The sequence below is a fragment of the Guyparkeria hydrothermalis genome (assembly GCF_023555375.1).
GTDB lineage: Bacteria > Pseudomonadota > Gammaproteobacteria > Halothiobacillales > Halothiobacillaceae > Guyparkeria > Guyparkeria hydrothermalis.
The window spans coordinates 14,001-31,280 of record NZ_JAJSEE010000008.1; the positions used below are offsets into that span (position 1 = coordinate 14,001).

The window sequence follows — 17,280 nt, forward strand, 5'->3', positions numbered from 1 at the left end:
GTTTTTCCCAGATGTTGAACAAGGTCCTGATCGCCAACCGCGGCGAGATCGCACTGCGCATCCTGCGCGCCTGCCGCGAGCTCGACATCGGCACGGTGGCCGTCCATTCCACCGCCGACCGTGATCTCAAGCACGTCCGCCTGGCCGACGAGTCGGTCTGCATCGGTGGCGCCCGCTCCAACGAGTCCTACCTGAACGTGCCGGCCCTGATCGCCGCCGCCGAACTCACCGACTCCTCCGCCATCCACCCCGGCTACGGATTTCTTTCCGAGAACGCCGACTTCGCCGAGCGGGTCGAGGAATCCGGCTTCATCTTCATCGGCCCGACCGCCGAGTCCATCCGCATGATGGGCGACAAGGTCACCGCCAAGGAGACCATGCGCGCCGCCGGCGTGCCCTGCGTGCCCGGCTCGGAAGGCGCGCTGACCGACGACCCGGACGAGAACCATCGGCTGGCACGCGAGATCGGCTACCCGGTCATCATCAAGGCCGCCGGTGGCGGTGGCGGTCGCGGCATGCGCGTCGTGCACACCGAGGCGCACCTGCATCACGCCATCGAGATGACCAAGAGCGAAGCCGGGGCCGCCTTCGGCAACCCCGAGGTCTACATGGAGAAGTTCCTCGAGCACCCGCGCCACATCGAGGTGCAGATGCTCTCCGACGGCCAGGGCAACGCCATCCATCTCGGCGAACGCGACTGCTCGATGCAGCGCCGTCACCAGAAGGTGATCGAGGAGGCCCCGGCCCCGGGGATCACCGCCGAGCAGCGCGCCCAGATCGGCGCGGTCTGCGTCGAGGCCTGCAAGCGCATGAACTACCGCGGCGCCGGCACCTTCGAGTTCCTCTACGAGGATGGCGAGTTCTACTTCATCGAGATGAACACCCGCCTGCAGGTCGAGCATCCGGTGACCGAGATGATCACGGGCATCGACCTGGTCAAGGAACAGCTGGCGATCGCCGCGGGCATGCCGCTGCAACTGACGCAGGACGACGTCGAATTCCGCGGGCACGCCGTCGAGTGCCGCATCAACGCCGAGGACCCGGCCACCTTCGCGCCCAGCCCCGGCAAGATCACCAACCTGCACTTCCCGGGCGGGCTGGGCGTGCGGGTCGACTCGCACATCTACAACGGCTACTCGGTGCCGCCGTTCTACGACTCGATGATCGGCAAGTTGATCACCCACGCCGGCGACCGCGAGGCGGCCATCCGTCGCATGCACGGCGCGCTCGAGGAAATGCTGGTCGACGGCATCAAGACCAACATCCCGCTGCACCGCGAGCTGATGCTGGACGCGAACTTCATCGCCGGCGGGATGGACATCCACTTCCTGCACAAGCGGCTCGGGATCACGTCCTAATGGCCGACGAGTGGCAGCACCTCTGGCTCGAGGTGCCGCGCGACGACGTCGAGGCGGTCGAGGATGCCCTGCTGGCCGCCGGTGCGCTGTCGGTCACCCTGGAAGAACTCGGTGACGAGCCGGTGCTCGAACCGCAGCCGGGCGAATCGCCGTTGTGGGCCGAGACCCGCGTGGTGGGGCTGTTCACGGGCGATGTCTCGCCAGCACTGATCGTCGGTACTTTGCACGGGCTGCTGCGCCCCGCCCTGCTCGACCGGCTGGGCCACTCGGTGTTCGACGAGGACGACTGGGTGCGCCGCACGCAGGCCGACTTCTCGGCCATGCCGATCGGCGACCGGCTGGTGATCGAGCCGGCCTGGGAAGAGAGCACGGGCGCGGGCAACCGCCTGCCGATTCGCCTCGACCCGGGCTTGGCCTTCGGCACGGGCAAGCACGAAACCACGCGCCTATGCCTGGAGTGGCTGGAATCGCAGGAGATTGCCGGGCAGCACTGGCTGGATGCCGGCTGCGGCTCGGGGATTCTGGCGATTGCCGCGCTGCGCCTCGGTGCCGGCCAGGTCGACGGCACCGACATCGACCCGCAGGCGCTCACCGCCAGCCGCGGCAACGCCGAGCTCAACGACATCGAGCCGGCGCGCTTCTCGCTCTATCTCGCCCAAGACTACCCCGCCGACCGGCAGGTGGATGGGCTGCTGGCGAACATCCTCGCCCCGACCCTGATCGAACTCGCCCCGATGCTGAGCCAGCACCTCAAGCCGGGCGCCCGCTTTGCGCTCTCCGGCATCCTCACGCACCAGGCCGATGCCGTGGCCGCGGCCTGGACGGCGGCCGGCAACGAGGTGACCACCTTCCGCGAGCTGGGCGACTGGGCGCTGGTGGCAGGGCATCGCCCGGCCTGAGTCCAGGCCACGCGGACCGGCTGCCCTCCGACCGGTCACGCGCTATTTCTCGTCGCCCCGTTGACCCTCGCTCGGCCGGTCGTGCCGCATGTCCTCGAGCAGGGACTCGATCCGTTCGAGCCGCTCGATCATGTGGCGATCGACCTGTTCGTCTTCCTCGGCGTTCGCCTCCATGCGCAGGCCGACTAGGAAGGCGGCGATCGAGGCGCTGATCAGGCTCATCCAGATCACCGCGATGGCGACGAACCCGAGCCCGATCATCCGACCGGTGTCGCTCACCGGCACGTAGTCGCCGTAGCCGACCGTCGCCAGCGTCACGAGCGTCCACCAGACCCCGTCGCTGAACTCGGGAAAGGTCTCCGGCTCGACCATCGGCATCAATGCCCCGCCCAGCACAATCAGGAAGGCGGTCATCAGGCTGATGGCGAAGAATACGTGCCGGCCAAGCTCGCGGAAGTAGCGTCGACCCAGGCGCAGAGCGGTGATCACGACCAGCAGCCCGCGCAACAGGCGCAGACCGAGCAAGAACGCGACTGCCTCGAACAGGATCAGCGGCAGGCCGAGCAGCACCACCGCCACCATCAGCCAATTGGTCTTGAGATAGAAAGCACGATCACGAACGGTGGAGAGCAGGACCACCTGCTCGACGAGAAAGAACCCCCAGATCAGCTGGTCGATCCAGAATCCGTCGGTCGGGTCCATGTCCCCGGTGTGCACCAGGTACCACTGGAACGGGATCCAGAAGGTGATCAGCAGCAGCGGCATCTCCAGCCGCGTCCCCCAGCGGCGTGCGGTCTGACGCTCGAAATCCGCCACGCCGGCAATCCCGAGCACCCTAGTGAGCGCCAGCCCCCAATGGATGAGGGCCCGGGCGCTGCGCTTTTCGAGGCTTTCCCTCACCGCCTCACGACCCCAGTCGGCTGCCGCCGGCCATCCGCGTCATCCAGCGACGCAGCGGCGGCACGCCGGCGACCAGCTGGGTCGCGGCCGTGCGCGCGGCGACCGTCAACGGATCGACACGGCGGTACCCCCAGTCGAAACCATCCATCAATGACTGGACCAGCTGGTTGTCCGCGCGCCGGCGACGCTCGTAGGCGCGCGCCAGGCGCGCATCGCCGAGACCGCGATCGCCCATCTCCCGCACGACGTCGGCCAAGGCCTCGACGTCGGCAAAACCGAGGTTCGCTCCCTGCCCGGCCAGCGGGTGGATCGAGTGGGCGGCATCACCGACCAGCAGCACCCGATCGGCCCAGTAGCGATGCGCGTGCATCCGCCGGATCGGGAACCAGGCCTGGCCGGCCACCCGGGTGATCTCGCCGAGCTCGTCGGGAAACGCGACCATCGCCGCCTCGCCCAGGGCCTCGGGCGACAGGGCATGTCGGGCTCGAATCCGTTCGGGGGCGTCGTACCAGACCAGCGAGCCGCGGTGGCCGGCCAACGGCAGGAAGGCCTGCGGGCCGTCGGGGGTGAATCGCTGCCAGGTGATGTCCTGCTGCGGGTAGGCGGTCTCGACCGAGAGGATCTGGGCGGCGACCGGGTAATCGCGACTGGCCGCACCGATGCCCGCGGTCTCGCGCACCCAGGAACGCTGCCCGTCGGCCCCGATGACCAGATCGGCACGCAACTCGCGGCCGTCGGCAAGCGTCAGGGTGACGTCGCGCTCACCCACCTCGAGACGCTGGGGCTGGCTGCCCGTGAAGCACTCGACGTTGTCGAACTCGCGCAACTGTTCCCACAGGGCCAGCTGAACCCGCCGGTTCTCGACGATGTAACCCAGATAGGGGCGCCCCACCTCGGCGGCATCGAAGGTCAGGTCACCCGGCCCGGCGGCGTCGAAGACGCGCATGCGTCGATAGAGCGCGGCCCGCTCGGCGCGAATGCTCGGCCAGGCGCCCAGCCGGTCGAGCAGCGCGATGCTCGCCGGGGCCAGGGCCGAGACCCGCAAATCGAACGGATCATCCCCACCCAGCGGGGCCGGCGGCTCGCGCTCGATCAGGGCGACCTCCAGGTCCTCCTGCGCCAGCGCCACGGCCGTGGCGGCACCCACCATGCCGCCGCCGACCACGATCACGTCCGCGTGGTATCGACCCTGGTGTCGCCCGGTGGTCGCGGCCATCAGGCGATCCCCCGCGTGGCGCGCACCAGGCGGTTTTTCAACGGCAGCAGGCCGTCGAAGAACGACAGGGTCCCGCCGCGCAGGTGACCGAGACCGGGCAGGTCCAGCGAGAAGCCGCGTACCAGCCCGTCAGTCAGGCCGATGGTGCGTCGATAGTCGGCCGCGCGCAGCGAGCGGTAGCGCTCGAGCCGCGCCGGATCGCCCGGGTCGACCGGGGCACCGCGGTCGGCACGCAACACCCGGGCGAGATCGCGGATGTCTCGCAGGCAGAGATTGAACCCCTGGCCGGCCACCGGGTGCAGGGCGTGAGCGGCGTTGCCCAGCACCACCAGCCGATCGGCGACCGGCTCGTTCGCGGTCACCAGGGTGAGCGGGTACTGACCGCGCGGGGAAAGCCCCGAGAAGCCGCCCAGGCGATGGCCGAAGGCCTCGTCCACCGCCTCGCCAAAGGCCGCGTCATCGAGTCCGGCCAGCCGTTCGGCCTCGGCGCGGCGGGCCACCCAGACCAGCGACACCCGGCCGCCGGCCGCGGGCAGCACCGCCAGCGGTCCGCCGGTGGTAAAGCACTCGTAGGCCACCCCGTCGTGGGCACGCGCGGGCATGGCCGTGGCCACCGTGGCGACCTGGTCGTATTCGCGACGCGTGACAGCCATGTCCGCCCGTTCGCGCACCGCCGACTCCGCGCCGTCGGCGGCCACCACCAGGCGCGCGCGCCGGGTGAGCGTTCCGTCATCGTCGTGGTGAATCTCGACGCTCACGCCGTCGGCATCGGTTGCGTGACGTCGATATCGCGCCGGGCGATGGTACCGAACGCTGCCCTCGCCCACCGGCGGCCCGTCAAGCAGGGATTCGAGCCGCTCGCCCAGCGCCCGGTTGGGCATGACGTAGCCCAGCGCCTCGACGCCGGCCGACCGGGCGGTGATCCGGGTCAGACCGAAGTGACCGCGGTCGAACACCCGCACCTCGCGGATGCGCTCGGCGGCCGCCGCCAGCGGCGCATCGACCAGTCCGAGCGTGTCGAGATACTGCCAGCCGGCATCGGCCACCGCGGTCAGGCGGCGGTCGAAGCTGGCCGACTCGTCGGGACGGCGCGGCTCGACCACCTCCACCGACCAACCGTCGGCGGCCAGGGCTCGGGCCAGCACACCGCCGACCATGCCGCCACCGACGATCATCACGTCGGCATCGAACTCCTGGGGGCGGTCGGCCACGTCGCGGGTCATGCTCGGATCACTCCCGTTCTACTCGATGGGCTCGCTGACCGGGTCGCGGCGCCCGGCGAACAGGGCCTCGATCGCGTCGATTTCCTTGGGCACCCCGCGGGTGAGCACCTCAAAGCCGTCCTCGGTCACCAGCACGTCGTCCTCGATGCGGATGCCGATGCCGCGGTATTCCTCGGGCGCCTCCGACTGCGGATCGACGTAGATGCCCGGCTCGACGGTCATCACCATGCCCGGCTCGAGCTCGCGCCAGTCGCCATCGACGCGATAGCCGCCCACGTCGTGGACGTCCGAGCCCAGCCAATGGCCGGTGCGGTGCATGAAGTAGGCGCGATAGCGACCGGCCTCGATCGCCTCGTCGACCGGCCCCTCGATCAGCCCGAGATCGATCAGTCCTTCCGTGATCACGCGCACGGCGGCCTGATGGGGGGCATCGAAGGACACGCCGGGACCGATCGCCTCGATCGCGGCGAGTTGCGCGTCGAGTACCAGTTGATAGAGGGCGCGCTGCGGCTTGCTGAAGGTGCCACTGACCGGCCAGGTGCGGGTGATGTCGCCGGCGTAGTAGTCGACCTCGGCGCCGGCATCGATCAGCACCAGTTCGCCGTCCTTGAGCTCGGCGGCGTTGGCCCGGTAATGGAGCACGCAAGCATTCGACCCACCGGCGACGATCGGCGCGAACGACGGTTCGCCGTGCGCGCTGGCGAACACCTTCTGCAGGATCGCGGCGATCTCGTATTCGAATAGCCCGGCATGCACGCCGCGCACGGCGGCCAGGTGCGCCTCGACCGACACGGCGCACGCCCGACGCAGCCGGTCGATCTCCTGCGCGGACTTGATCAGGCGCTGCTCGTGGATCGGACCGGCGACGTCCTTGAGGGTCTGCGGCGGCTGCACGCCCGCCCGCGCACCGCGGCGCAGCTCGTCGAACCAGCCCAGCGCGCGGACCACCCAGTCGTGCTCGTCGAACGGCAGGTAGAGCTTGGTGTAGCCCTTGAGCAGCTCGGGCAGCCGCTCGTCGATCGACTCGATGTCGAAGGCCTGGTCGATACCCAGCACCGCCGGCGCCCGCTCGGTACCCAGCTGCGGGCCTTCCCAGCGTTCGCGCTCGGGGTCGCGTGACTGGACGAAGGCGATCACCTCGCCCTCGGGACGCTTGGGGCAGATCAGCAACAGGGCATCGGGCTCGGCCAGGCCGGTGAGGTAGTAGAAATCACTCGACTGGCGAAACGGCCACGGGTTGTCGTGGTTGCGCTGCTGTTCCACCGCCGCCGGCACGATGGCGGCACTGCGCTTGCCGATCGCCTTGCTCAGGCGCTTGCGGCGGCGCTGGTATTCACGGCGCTCGGTCGGGGAAGGGCCGATCAATTGCATGGGGTCGCTCGTCGTCGGGAATGATGGATCGTCGGACTACTGCAGGCGCTGCGAGCCGGCGGTCTCGGGGACCGGCGGGTGCAGCTGCAGGTACATCACCAGCAACGCGGAGCTCAGGTACTCCTCGATCTGGTGGATATCGAAGGCATCGTTCTCGGTCTTGACCGACTCGGGATCGAGCTGGGCGATATCGCCGAGGTCGTCGAAGACCTCACGGGCCTCGTCGCCCAGCGCCCGGCGGGCCGGACCGTTCTCGATCGCGTAACCGTAAAGCACGCCCTGGGCGAAATCGATCAAGCCCTCGACCTGCGTCTTGAGGCTGGCCTCCTCGTCGGGCAGCACCAGGTCGAGGCCGAGGTTGTCGGCGGTGGTGACCTGCTCGACCAGGCGCTGGTAGAGCCCGGACAGGTCATCCGGCACGGTCTGCGGCGGCTGATCTTCCTCGACCAGTTCGGCCAGCCAGCGCGACTGCTCGGCTGGCCCACCGCCGATCCACATGCCGATCAGCACCCCGTGCGCCTCGGCCGGATTCGCCAGCGCGCCAATGGAGTCGAGTGCCTGCTGGAGTCGTTGATATTCGGTCATTACGCGTCCCGTTGCCTGTTCGCCGGTTCGTGTGAGGTCGTCGCGGCCGGAGCCCGTGAATCCGCACATTGTCACCGCTACGCTGTCCAAATGATAGACTTTCGCCGGACTTCGGGGCTCTCGCCCACTCGTCATCCCGCCCGGCATCCCGACGGATGCACAGGGGCGTTTCACGCGGAGATTCGACATCATGGCCGAAGGGCTTGCCGACAAGATCGAACGACTGCTCGCCGCCGCGGAGCGAGCCCATGCCGAGCGCGGCGAACTGCGCGCGCAGGCGGCATCACTGGCCGAGGAAAACCGCGAGCTGCGCCGGCTGATCGAGCACAGCCACGACCGGATCGAGGAACTGGCAGGCCAGTTGCGGCGTCTTGAGAACGAGGCCGCCGAGACCCAACGCGAGGATTGACCCATGAGCCAGCCGAACCGCCCCGTCACCGTCCGCGTGATGGAAAAGGACTACCGCATCGTCTGTCCGCCGGAAGAACAGGGCATGCTGCTGCGCACGGCCGAGTATCTCAACGACGAGATGGCCGAGATCCGCAAGACCAGCAAGGTGCTGAGCACCGAGCGAATCGCGGTACTCGCCGCACTGAACATCACCCGCCAGTTGCTCGAGGGACGCGAACTCGAGCTGCCGGCCGATCTCGACAACGGCGAACTGGCCGGCCGCATCGACCGCCTGCTCGAGGCCATGGAACAGCACTGAGCCGGCGAACGGATTGCCTGGCGACACAACAGTCCTTGAAAGCTTGGGGCTCCAGCCCTAGCATGAAGGCAGTCTTCTGGGACGTTCGCCAGGTGGCGCTCAATCCCTTGAGCCTTAAATTGCGACACAGGGGGCGACAAAACGGTTCTGTGCGCACGTCCGCGCCTCGCGCGGAAAGCCTAATGAGCCGCGCGGAGCCCCCGACTTGAACCTTCCGGTTCAAGGTCGTAGCGCCGCCAGCGGCGCCCTGGAAGACACCTCACACCGACAGGTCTGCACGAGTACGATTCCGCTGTTCACGCAAGGCTCGACGAGCCGGGATGGCATCGAGTTCGTGCGGGCCTTTTTTGCCTGAATCATGCTGAAACCCGAGAAAGCCGCCCTGAGAAAAGCCCTGCGCTCGCGCCGAAAGGCGCTGGGCGGTTTTCCCCGATTCCAGGCCACCCGCCGACTGGAAGACCGACTCGAACGTCTGACCCGCGGGCTTTCCATCACGTCGGTCGCCGCCTACTGCGCCTTCGATGGCGAGCCCGAACTCGATGGCTGGCTCAAGCGCCACCGGGGCCAGATCTGGCTGCCGCGGGTGTTGCCGGACCATCGACTCGCCTTCCATCACGCCGATCCCAAGTCCGCCTGCTCGCGCCGACGCCTGCCGCGCACCAACCGCTTCGGCATCATCGAGTCCGCGGATCCGCGCCAGCGGGGCCTCAACAGTCTCGACGCGCTGTTGATCCCGCTGGTCGGCTTCGATGCCCACGGCAATCGCCTCGGGATGGGCGCGGGTTTCTACGACCGGGCCCTGGCCCAACGTCACGGCCGTCGACCGCTGGCGATCGGCGTGGCCTTCGCCTGCCAGGAGGTCGACTCCTTGCCGGTCGACCCCTGGGACCAGCCGCTCGATTACGTGGTCACCGACACCGGCGTGATCGACGCCCGTCGATCGCCCGACTGACACCCGAATAGGAGACGTAATCCCATGGCCTACTGGCTGATGAAATCCGAGCCCGACGCCTTTTCCATCGACGATCTCAAGCGCGTCGGCACCGAACCCTGGGACGGCATCCGCAACTACCAGGTGCGCAACATGATCCGCGACGAGATGAAGCCGGGCGACCGGGCCTTCTTCTATCATTCGAACACCAAGATACCGGGCATCGTCGGCATCATGGACATCGTCAGCGAGGCGCGCCCGGACTCCACCGCCTTCGACCCCGACGAGAAGTACTACGACCCCAAGTCGGACCCGGACAAGCCGCGCTGGCTGCTGGTCGACGTCAAGTACGTTCGCCACACCCAGCGGGTGATCCCGCTGACCGAACTGAAGGCCGACCCGGCCCTGGAGGAGATGCCGCTGGTGCGCCGCGGCAACCGCCTGTCGATCATGCCGGTGACCGAGGACCAGTGGGAGCACATCCTGTCCCTCGAGCACCAGGGCTGACACGCCCCGCTCCACGGAAACGAAAAAACCGCGCCTCGGCGCGGTTTCTTTTTGCCCCTGTCGGCCCCGGCCTACGCCAGGAACAGCGGGTAGACCGGGTTGTCGCTCTCCGCCCAATAGGGATAGCGCAGTTGCTCGAGGTAGGTGGTCAACTCGTCGACCTCGGCCTCGGGCACCTGGATGCCCACCAGCACCCGGCCATAGTCGGCACCGTGGTTGCGGTAGTGGAACAGGCTGATGTTCCAGCGCGCCCCCAGGTGGGAGAGGAACTTCAAGAGGGCCCCCGGACGCTCGGGAAACTCGAAGCGGAACAGGCGCTCGTCGCGGATATCGCCCGCGTGCCCGCCGACCATGTGCCGCCCGTGCAGCTTGGCCATCTCGTTGTCGGTGAGATCGATCACGGGGTAGTCGGCCGCGCAAAGCTGCTCGTAGACACGCTGGCGGTCGGCCTGTTCGGCGAGCTTGATGCCGACGAAAATATGCGCCCGGTCGGCATCGGCGTAACGGTAGTTGAACTCCGTGATCTGGCGCCGCCCCAGCAGCTCGCAGAAGGCGAGGAACGCGCCCGGCCGCTCGGGGATCGTGACCGCGTACAGCGCCTCGCGGTGCTCGCCGATCTCGGCGCGTTCGGCGACGAAACGCAGCCGGTCGAAGTTCATGTTCGCCCCGGAGGCGATCGCGACCAGGGTCTCGCCGGTCAGGCCCCGCTCGCGGGCGTAGCGCTTGAGCCCGGCGGTGGCGAGCGCCCCGGCCGCCTCGTTGATGCTGCGGGTGTCGTCGAAGATGTCCTTGATCGCCGCGGCCATCTCGTCCGTATCCACGGTGATGACCTCGTCGACCGCCTCGCGCGCCACCTCGAAGGGGTACTCGCCGATCTGGCGCACGGCCACGCCATCGGCGAACAAGCCGACCTGCTCGAGGATCACCCGCTCGTCGGCCGCCATCGCCGCGGCGAGACAGGCGGCATCCTCGGGCTCGACGCCGATCACGCGGATCTCCGGGCGGAGGGCCTTCACGTAGGCCGCCACGCCGGCAATCAACCCGCCACCGCCGACCGGCACGAAGATCGCGTGGATCGGATCGGGGTGGTGGCGCAGGATTTCCGCGCCCACGGTGCCCTGCCCGGCGATGATGTCGGGGTCGTCGTAGGGCGGGATGTAGGTAAGCCCCTCGGACTCGATCAGCGTCTTGGCGTGGGCGAAGGCATCGTCGAAGGCATCGCCCACCAGCACCGCCTCGGCACCGCGGCGACGCACGGCATCGACCTTGATCGCCGGGGTGGTCTCGGGCATGACGATCACCGCGCGCAGCCCGAGGGTCTGGGCTGCCAGCGCCACGCCCTGGGCGTGGTTGCCGGCCGAGGCGGCAATCACACCGCCACCGAGGCGACCCTCGCGCCAGAGCTTGTGGATCTTGTGGTAGGCGCCACGCAGCTTGAAGGAGAACACCGGCTGCATGTCCTCGCGCTTCAAGAGCACCCGGTTGCCGATGCGTTCGGAAAGCTGGATGGCCGGTTCAAGCGGCGACTCGATCGCCACGTCGTAGACCCGGGCCTTGAGGATCGCCTCGAGATAGTCGCGCAACAGGGGCGTCAAGTCCGCACCTCGTGATGGGTGATTGGGCGCCGACATCGGGGCTGTTGCCCGCCAAACGGCGCGAGTGATATAGGATAAGAGGTTATCAGAAACCCGGAAAACCCTGGGGTAATCCCAGGGGCAATGCCCGGAACAAACCTTTGGGGACCCGCGGCGTCGAGCCGCCCCGTTGGCCCCATCCCGACTAGAGTGACTTTGGAATGAGCAACACCGAGCAAGGCAAGAAGCTGGCCGCCCAGGCCGCCATCGAGTACGTACCGGCAGGCAGCATCGTCGGCGTGGGCACCGGCTCGACGGTCAACTACTTCATCGACGAGCTGGCCAAGATCAAGAACCGCATCGAGGGCGCGGTCTCGAGCTCCGAGGCCAGCACCAAGCGTCTCAAGGAGCACGGCATCGAGGTGTTCGACCTCAACAGCGTCGACTCCGTGCCGGTCTACATCGACGGCGCCGACGAGTCGAACGAAAACCTGCAGCTGATCAAGGGCGGCGGCGGTGCGCTGACCCGCGAGAAGATCATCGCGCAGATGGCCAAGAAGTTCGTCTGCATCGCCGACGAGACCAAGCTCGTCGACGTACTGGGCGCCTTCCCGCTGCCGGTCGAGGTCATCCCGATGGCGCGCAGCATGATCGCCCGCGAACTGGTCAAGCGCGGCGGCCAGCCGGTCTACCGCGACGGCTTCGTCACCGATAACGGCAACCAGATCCTCGACGTGCACAACCTGCGCATCATGGAGCCGGCCAAGCTCGAGACGGAACTCAACGACCTGCCCGGCGTCGTAACCGTCGGCATTTTCGCGCTGCGCCCGGCCGACGTGCTGATCCTCGGCACGGCGGACGGCGACATTCGCAAGATCGACGGGTAATCGCTGATGAATCGCTATCGAATCACAGGTACCGGGACGATCGGCGCGGCCATGCTGGCCTGCCTGCTGGCCGTCCCGGTCCAGGCAGACGACGACACGCACAAGCAGATCTTCGGTTACATCGAGGACGTGCGCGTGATGGAACTCGAGCGCAACATGCGCGGCAAACTCGACACCGGCGCGACCACCTCGTCGATCGATGCGCGCGAGATCGAGAAGTTCGAGAAGGACGGCGAGGACTGGGTGCGCTTCACGGTGGTCAACCGTGACACCGAGGAAGATCAGCAGCTCGAGGAGCCCGTGACCCGCATCGTGCACATCAAGCGCCACGGCAAGGACTCGCAGGAGCGCTACGTGGTCGAGCTCGACCTCTGCATCGGCGATCGCCTGATCAGCGAGGAAGTCAGCCTGACCAACCGCGAAAAATGGAACTACCCACTGCTGGTCGGCCGCAACCACCTGGCCGGTCACGTGCTGGTGGACTCGGCGGTCAAGGACACCCGTGAGCCAAGCTGCGAGTGACCCGGACGGCGGCGGGCCCCGTCCGTCACCCGTCCACCGCTTGAACCAAGCTAACCCGCCGTCGGAGCCCTGCCCGCGATCATGAGACGCCTTCACCTACTGTTCGTCGTCCTTTTGCTGACCGCTGTCGGCCTCTCGGTCGCCTGGTACAAGTACGACACGCTGGGCTTTCCCCTGACGCCGGACCGCGAGACGGAGACCTGGACGGTCGAGGCACAGATCGCGGTGGACCCGGGCACGGCCCCGGCCTCGGTCCGCTTCGCCCTGCCCAGCGACCCGCCTCACTACACCCTGCTCGACGAGGGTTTCGTCTCGCGCGGCTGGGGTCTGACCACCCAGTCGAGCGACCGGCAACGCGAGGCGGTCTGGACCAAGCGCAACCCCGAGGGCAACCAGACCCTGTACTACCAGGCAACGGTCTACCGCGACCAGGAAGAGATCCAGCCCTCGCCCTACCCCGGACCGGCCGCGCCGCCCAAGCTCGAGGAGCCCCTCAAGTCGGCCGCGGAATCCTTTGTCGAGGACATCCGTGCCGGCTCGGCGGACATCCAGACCTTCGCCACCCTGCTGGTCAAGGAGGTCAACGCCAGTCGCCCGGACGAGAACATCGCCGCGTTCCTCAAGCCGGACGCCACCGAGACCGAACGCACCCGGCTCGCGATCCGCCTGCTCGCCATCGCGCGCATCCCGGCGCGCATGTCCCATGGGGTCATGCTGACCGACGAGGGCCGCAATCTCACGCCGACGACCTGGCTCGAAGTCCACAACTCGCGTCGCTGGGTACCGATCGACCCGCGCACCGGCACCGTCGGCTACCCACGCCAGTTCCTGGTCTGGTGGCACGGCGACCAGCCGGCGTTGACCACCTCGGGACTCGAGGACGTGGAGCTCACCTTCGCGACCACGCGCAACCTGCGTGACGCCGTGGAGACCGCCCAGCTGCAATCGACCATTGCCGAGTCCCGGCTGATGGATTTCTCGCTGCTCGACCTGCCGATCGACGCGCAGAACACCTACCGGATCCTGCTGCTGGTACCGCTCGGCGCCCTAATTATCGTGCTGTTGCGCAACGTGATCGGCATCCGCACCTTCGGCACGTTCATGCCGGTGCTGATCGCGCTGTCCTTCCGGGAGACGCAGCTGGTCGGCGGCGTGGTGCTGTTCACGCTGATCGTCGCCCTGGGCCTGGCGATCCGTTTCTACCTCGAGCGACTCAAGCTGCTGCTGGTGCCGCGACTGGCCGCGGTGGTGATCGTGGTGATCCTGCTGATGGCGCTGATCAGCATCGTCTCGCATCGCCTGGGCCTGGACATCGGCCTGTCGGTCGGGCTGTTCCCGATGGTGATCCTGGCGATGACCATCGAGCGGGTCTCGATCGTCTGGGAGGAACACGGCCCCGGTGACGCGTTGGCGCAGGCAACCGGTTCCCTGGTGGTCGCGGCACTGGCCTACCTGGTCATGGTCAACGCCTATGTCACCCATCTGTTCTTCGTCTTCCCCGAGCTGCTGCTGGTGGTGCTCGCCTTCACCCTGCTGATCGGTCGCTACACCGGCTACCGACTCACCGAGCTGTTCCGCTTCCGCGCCTTCAAGACGCTCGCGCAGGCACGCCGCCCCGAGCCGACCGGAAACGATCGGCCGGGGGAGCCACGCTGATGGCGATCGACTGGCCGATTTCCCCGCGCCGGCTCAGGGAGCTGGGGGTATTGGGCATGAACCAGCGCAACGGCGAGTTCATCGCCCAGATGAACGAGCGCCGCTACTACCCGCTGGTCGACGACAAGCTGTTGACCAAGGAGCTGGCCGAGGAATCCGGCCTCCGGGTCCCGGCCCTCTACGGGGTGATCCGCAGCACCCACGAGATCAAGCAGCTGGCCAAGTGGGTAGGCGAGCACGAGGAGTTCGTGATCAAGCCGGCCAACGGCGCCGGCGGTGACGGCATCCTGGTGATCGACGGCAAGCAGTCGGACAAGCCGCTGGTCTACCGCAAGAGCTCGGGGCGGGCGATCGGCATCGACGCGATCGGCCTGCACATCTCCAACATCCTGGCCGGGGCCTACAGCCTCGGCGGGCGGCCCGATGTCGCGATGATCGAGTACCGGGTCAAGTTCTCGCCGCTGTTCGAGAAGATCAGCTTCCAGGGCGTGCCGGACATCCGCACCATCGTCTACCGGGGCTACCCGCTGATGGCGATGGTGCGGCTGCCCACCACTCAGTCCGACGGCAAGGCCAACCTGCACCAGGGGGCGATCGGCGCCGGGGTGGACATGGCCGGTGGCCACACCCTCGACGGCGTTGCCCACAACCGGCGCGTCACCCACCACCCGGACACCCGCGAACCAATCAGCGGCGTGGCGATTCCCGAGTGGCAGTCACTGCTGGAAATGGCCGCCAAATGCAGTGACATGACGGGGCTTGGCTACCTGGGCGTGGACGTGGTCCTCGACCGCGAGCTGGGGCCGTTGATCCTCGAGCTAAACGCCCGTCCGGGGCTCTCCATCCAGGTTGCAAACGGCGAGGGATTGCGTCACCGTATCGAGCGCGTCGACCAGCACGTCGACCACCTCTCGCGCGATGAAACGGCGGCCGAACGGGCCGCCTGGTCGCGCGAGCACCTCGCCCCCATGAACCTGTGACCCGGACCCCAATGGCCACCAACACGCCAGCGCTGTACGCCGTGATCGGCAACCCGATCGAGCATTCGCGATCCCCGCTGATCCACCGCGCCTTCGCCCGTCAGGTTGGCATCGAGCTGACCTACGAGAAGATCTGGGCGCCGATCGACGGCTTCGAGGAGGCCGTGGCCGCCTTCATCGAGCGCGGCGGTCGCGGCATGAACGTGACCGTGCCGTTCAAGCTGGAGGCCTTCGACCTGGCAACGACACACAGCGAGCGCGCCCAGCGGGCCCTGGCGGCCAACACGCTGGTTTTCCCGGAGTCCGGCGACGAGCCGATCTACGCCGACAACACCGATGGCGTCGGCCTGGTCAACGATCTCGCCTTCCATGGGGTCGAGATCACCCGCCGTCGCCTGCTGATCCTGGGCGCCGGTGGGGCGACGCGCGGAGTGCTTGCCCCCCTCCTGCAACAAGCGCCCCAGGAGCTGGTGGTCGCCAACCGCAACCCCGAACGGGCCTACGGCCTGGTCGAGGAATTCAGCGACGCCGCCGGCGACTGCCTGCTCTCCGGCTGTCCGCTGGCGGGCATCGAGGAATCCCGCTTCGACCTGATCATCAATGCCACACCGGCCAGCCTGACGGCGCAGCTTCCCCCGCTGCCGGACGCCCTGGTCGGCTCGGGCACCGTGACCTACGACATGGCCTACGGCGCCAAGCCGACGGTGTTCATGGAATGGGGCGCATCGCGCGGGGGGCGTGCCCTGGACGGACTGGGCATGCTCGTCGAGCAGGCGGCCGAGAGTTTCACCCTCTGGCACGGCAAGCGCCCGGACACGGCCCCGGTGCGCGAGTTGCTGCGCGAGGCGATCCGCGCGGCCGCCGAGCGCGAGGCCGAGGACTGACGGACACACCATCCCAGGAAACCCCGCCGGGTTTCCCTGACCCCAACGAAAGAAGGCCCGCCAGATTGGCGGGCCTTCTTTCGTCTGTTGCCTGTCATCCGCCGACGAGCGGAGCGACGGAGCCCGCATCACGGCGAAAAGCGGCGATCCTCTTCCGGCCGATTGACCTGCATCAGCAGCCGCGCTTCGCTCTCCGACAGGCCGAAGTCCTCGATCAGCTCGTCGACGCTTACCCGTCCCTGCGAGGCCAGTCGCAGCGCATGACCGAAGCCCGGCTGATCGTCGTCGGCCGCCACCGCATCGATGCGCGCGTTGAGCTGGGTAATCCGTTCGCCGAGTGTCTCGACGCGCTCGTCGATCTGATCGATGTGCCGACCGAAACCGGCCAGTGCCGACTCGAGACCGCGATGTTCCCGTTCGAGGCGCTCCAGCTGGGTCTGGAACCACCGCTCTCGGGTCAGCTGCGCCCGCTTGACCCCGCGATGCAGGGACAGGGTGACCAACAGGACGATCAGGCCGAGGACCAGGGCGGCGGCTGCAAGCCAGAGGGGCGGCAGGGTCATGGGGTCGAGATTTCGGAGAGACTCTTCATGTCGACAAGGATAATCAATTTCTCGTCCTGCGGCACGATGCCCAGGATATGTCGCGCCCGGTCATCGGCGACCGCCATCATGGCCTGATCGACCACCGTCTGCGGCAGCGCGATTACCTCGGCGACACTGTCGACCACCAGGCCGACGATCTCGCCCGAGGCCACCTCGATGACCATGATCCGGCTGTTCTCGTCCCAGGCCTTTTCCTCGAGGCCGAAGAAGGTGCGGGCGTCCACCACGGTCACCACGTTGCCGCGCAGGTTGATGATGCCAATGATGGCGTCCGGGGCCCCGGGAATCGGGGTGATCTCCGCGTCGCGCAACACCTCCTGGACGTCCAGCACGTTCAGGGCGTAGGTCTCGTCATCGACGGTGAAGTTGACCCAGCGCGACAAGGGCCCCTGGTCCTGCGCCTCGAGTTCCTCGTCGTACTCTTCCGCGGTCCGGGTCTTTTCCATCGCTTGATTCATCTTGTGTTCACCTCT

At 67.7% G+C, this 17,280-nt stretch carries 19 protein-coding genes and 1 other RNA gene; 12 read left to right on the forward strand and 8 right to left on the reverse strand.

Going from position 1 to position 17,280, the window contains the following annotated elements; translation table 11 throughout:
- The first annotated feature begins 11 nt into the window (after positions 1 to 11).
- Entirely contained in the window at positions 12 to 1,358 is a 1,347-nt protein-coding gene (accC, locus tag LV475_RS10285) for an acetyl-CoA carboxylase biotin carboxylase subunit (RefSeq protein WP_250106263.1), read from the forward strand.
- Positions 1,358 to 2,257 carry a 50S ribosomal protein L11 methyltransferase gene (prmA, locus tag LV475_RS10290; RefSeq protein WP_250106264.1) on the forward strand — a complete coding sequence of 300 codons (900 nt, stop codon included), beginning with the start codon at positions 1,358 to 1,360 and terminating at the stop codon, positions 2,255 to 2,257. The genes accC and prmA overlap by 1 nt, the downstream gene beginning before the upstream one ends.
- Before the next feature lie 42 nt (positions 2,258 to 2,299).
- On the opposite strand, the gene LV475_RS11160 is transcribed toward prmA, so the two are convergent.
- Genes LV475_RS11160 through LV475_RS10315 form a run of 5 tightly spaced genes read right to left on the reverse strand, consistent with a single transcriptional unit; the run spans position 2,300 to position 7,552 of the window.
- Positions 2,300 to 3,157, reverse strand: a complete 858-nt coding sequence (locus LV475_RS11160) for a potassium channel family protein (RefSeq protein ID WP_250106265.1) — start codon at positions 3,155 to 3,157, stop codon at positions 2,300 to 2,302.
- A gap of 4 nt (positions 3,158 to 3,161) precedes the next feature.
- Positions 3,162 to 4,373, reverse strand: a complete 1,212-nt coding sequence (locus LV475_RS10300) for an FAD-dependent oxidoreductase (RefSeq protein ID WP_250106266.1) — start codon at positions 4,371 to 4,373, stop codon at positions 3,162 to 3,164.
- The gene (locus LV475_RS10305) at positions 4,373 to 5,596 is read right to left on the reverse strand and encodes an FAD-dependent monooxygenase (RefSeq protein ID WP_250106267.1); all 1,224 of its coding nucleotides are present in this window, start codon (positions 5,594 to 5,596) and stop codon (positions 4,373 to 4,375) included. The genes LV475_RS10300 and LV475_RS10305 overlap by 1 nt, the downstream gene beginning before the upstream one ends.
- Before the next feature lie 18 nt (positions 5,597 to 5,614).
- Positions 5,615 to 6,967 carry an aminopeptidase P N-terminal domain-containing protein gene (locus LV475_RS10310; protein WP_250106268.1) on the reverse strand — a complete coding sequence of 451 codons (1,353 nt, stop codon included), beginning with the start codon at positions 6,965 to 6,967 and terminating at the stop codon, positions 5,615 to 5,617.
- A 36-nt stretch (positions 6,968 to 7,003) separates the two neighbouring features.
- A complete protein-coding gene (locus LV475_RS10315) occupies positions 7,004 to 7,552 on the reverse strand; it encodes a UPF0149 family protein (RefSeq protein ID WP_197039198.1) in 549 nt (182 codons plus the stop codon).
- Between the two features lie 190 nt (positions 7,553 to 7,742).
- Here LV475_RS10315 and LV475_RS10320 point away from each other — a divergent pair, with 190 nt between their 5' ends.
- From LV475_RS10320 to LV475_RS10340, 5 genes are all read left to right on the forward strand, one after another.
- Complete coding sequence (locus tag LV475_RS10320) at positions 7,743 to 7,961, forward strand: hypothetical protein (protein ID WP_197039197.1); 219 nt, start codon at positions 7,743 to 7,745, stop codon at positions 7,959 to 7,961.
- A 3-nt stretch (positions 7,962 to 7,964) separates the two neighbouring features.
- Complete coding sequence (locus tag LV475_RS10325) at positions 7,965 to 8,261, forward strand: cell division protein ZapA (RefSeq protein ID WP_156227946.1); 297 nt, start codon at positions 7,965 to 7,967, stop codon at positions 8,259 to 8,261.
- 70 nt (positions 8,262 to 8,331) lie between these two features.
- Positions 8,332 to 8,519, forward strand: a non-coding RNA gene (gene ssrS, locus LV475_RS10330) — 6S RNA.
- Positions 8,520 to 8,619: 100 nt separating this feature from the next.
- Entirely contained in the window at positions 8,620 to 9,213 is a 594-nt protein-coding gene (locus LV475_RS10335) for a 5-formyltetrahydrofolate cyclo-ligase (RefSeq protein ID WP_156227944.1), read from the forward strand.
- Positions 9,214 to 9,237: 24 nt separating this feature from the next.
- Positions 9,238 to 9,699, forward strand: coding sequence for an EVE domain-containing protein (locus tag LV475_RS10340; protein WP_250106269.1), 462 nt, complete (start codon positions 9,238 to 9,240; stop codon positions 9,697 to 9,699).
- Between the two features lie 71 nt (positions 9,700 to 9,770).
- Here LV475_RS10340 and ilvA read toward each other — a convergent pair whose 3' ends face one another.
- Positions 9,771 to 11,330, reverse strand: a complete 1,560-nt coding sequence (gene ilvA, locus LV475_RS10345; RefSeq protein ID WP_430886875.1) for a threonine ammonia-lyase, biosynthetic — start codon at positions 11,328 to 11,330, stop codon at positions 9,771 to 9,773.
- 164 nt (positions 11,331 to 11,494) lie between these two features.
- On the opposite strand from ilvA, the gene rpiA reads away from it, so the two are divergent.
- From rpiA to aroE, 5 genes are all read left to right on the forward strand, one after another.
- Entirely contained in the window at positions 11,495 to 12,160 is a 666-nt protein-coding gene (gene rpiA / locus LV475_RS10350; RefSeq protein ID WP_250106270.1) for a ribose-5-phosphate isomerase RpiA, read from the forward strand.
- 6 nt (positions 12,161 to 12,166) lie between these two features.
- Positions 12,167 to 12,682, forward strand: coding sequence for an ATP-dependent zinc protease family protein (locus LV475_RS10355; RefSeq protein WP_250106271.1), 516 nt, complete (start codon positions 12,167 to 12,169; stop codon positions 12,680 to 12,682).
- Between the two features lie 81 nt (positions 12,683 to 12,763).
- A complete protein-coding gene (locus LV475_RS10360) occupies positions 12,764 to 14,338 on the forward strand; it encodes an inactive transglutaminase family protein (RefSeq protein WP_250106272.1) in 1,575 nt (524 codons plus the stop codon).
- Entirely contained in the window at positions 14,338 to 15,318 is a 981-nt protein-coding gene (locus LV475_RS10365) for an alpha-L-glutamate ligase-like protein (protein ID WP_231505806.1), read from the forward strand. The genes LV475_RS10360 and LV475_RS10365 overlap by 1 nt, the downstream gene beginning before the upstream one ends.
- Before the next feature lie 11 nt (positions 15,319 to 15,329).
- Positions 15,330 to 16,202, forward strand: coding sequence for a shikimate dehydrogenase (gene aroE / locus LV475_RS10370; RefSeq protein ID WP_136867563.1), 873 nt, complete (start codon positions 15,330 to 15,332; stop codon positions 16,200 to 16,202).
- Between the two features lie 128 nt (positions 16,203 to 16,330).
- Here the strand turns inward: aroE and LV475_RS10375 are convergent, their stop codons facing one another.
- Together LV475_RS10375 and LV475_RS10380 are read right to left on the reverse strand one after the other, a co-directional pair.
- Positions 16,331 to 16,765, reverse strand: a complete 435-nt coding sequence (locus tag LV475_RS10375) for a DUF2802 domain-containing protein (RefSeq protein WP_136867562.1) — start codon at positions 16,763 to 16,765, stop codon at positions 16,331 to 16,333.
- A complete protein-coding gene (locus LV475_RS10380) occupies positions 16,762 to 17,265 on the reverse strand; it encodes a chemotaxis protein CheW (protein WP_231505805.1) in 504 nt (167 codons plus the stop codon). Before LV475_RS10380 ends, LV475_RS10375 begins: the two co-directional genes overlap by 4 nt.
- Positions 17,266 to 17,280 lie beyond the last annotated feature (15 nt).

Bases quoted from the DNA above. Each gene is read 5' to 3' on its own strand.
- accC (WP_250106263.1), top strand. From the start codon at position 12: ATGTTGAACAAGGTCCTGATCGCCAACCGCGGCGAGATCGCACTGCGC.
- LV475_RS10380 (WP_231505805.1), bottom strand. From the start codon at position 17,265: ATGAATCAAGCGATGGAAAAGACCCGGACCGCGGAAGAGTACGACGAG.
- aroE (WP_136867563.1), top strand. From the start codon at position 15,330: ATGGCCACCAACACGCCAGCGCTGTACGCCGTGATCGGCAACCCGATC.
- LV475_RS10375 (WP_136867562.1), bottom strand. From the start codon at position 16,765: ATGACCCTGCCGCCCCTCTGGCTTGCAGCCGCCGCCCTGGTCCTCGGC.
- LV475_RS10320 (WP_197039197.1), top strand. From the start codon at position 7,743: ATGGCCGAAGGGCTTGCCGACAAGATCGAACGACTGCTCGCCGCCGCG.
- LV475_RS10305 (WP_250106267.1), bottom strand. From the start codon at position 5,596: ATGACCCGCGACGTGGCCGACCGCCCCCAGGAGTTCGATGCCGACGTG.
- prmA (WP_250106264.1), top strand. From the start codon at position 1,358: ATGGCCGACGAGTGGCAGCACCTCTGGCTCGAGGTGCCGCGCGACGAC.
- LV475_RS10325 (WP_156227946.1), top strand. From the start codon at position 7,965: ATGAGCCAGCCGAACCGCCCCGTCACCGTCCGCGTGATGGAAAAGGAC.
- LV475_RS10300 (WP_250106266.1), bottom strand. From the start codon at position 4,373: ATGGCCGCGACCACCGGGCGACACCAGGGTCGATACCACGCGGACGTG.
- ilvA (WP_430886875.1), bottom strand. From the start codon at position 11,330: ATGTCGGCGCCCAATCACCCATCACGAGGTGCGGACTTGACGCCCCTG.
- LV475_RS10310 (WP_250106268.1), bottom strand. From the start codon at position 6,967: ATGCAATTGATCGGCCCTTCCCCGACCGAGCGCCGTGAATACCAGCGC.
- LV475_RS10335 (WP_156227944.1), top strand. From the start codon at position 8,620: ATGCTGAAACCCGAGAAAGCCGCCCTGAGAAAAGCCCTGCGCTCGCGC.
- LV475_RS10355 (WP_250106271.1), top strand. From the start codon at position 12,167: ATGAATCGCTATCGAATCACAGGTACCGGGACGATCGGCGCGGCCATG.
- rpiA (WP_250106270.1), top strand. From the start codon at position 11,495: ATGAGCAACACCGAGCAAGGCAAGAAGCTGGCCGCCCAGGCCGCCATC.
- LV475_RS10340 (WP_250106269.1), top strand. From the start codon at position 9,238: ATGGCCTACTGGCTGATGAAATCCGAGCCCGACGCCTTTTCCATCGAC.
- LV475_RS10360 (WP_250106272.1), top strand. From the start codon at position 12,764: ATGAGACGCCTTCACCTACTGTTCGTCGTCCTTTTGCTGACCGCTGTC.
- LV475_RS10365 (WP_231505806.1), top strand. From the start codon at position 14,338: ATGGCGATCGACTGGCCGATTTCCCCGCGCCGGCTCAGGGAGCTGGGG.
- LV475_RS10315 (WP_197039198.1), bottom strand. From the start codon at position 7,552: ATGACCGAATATCAACGACTCCAGCAGGCACTCGACTCCATTGGCGCG.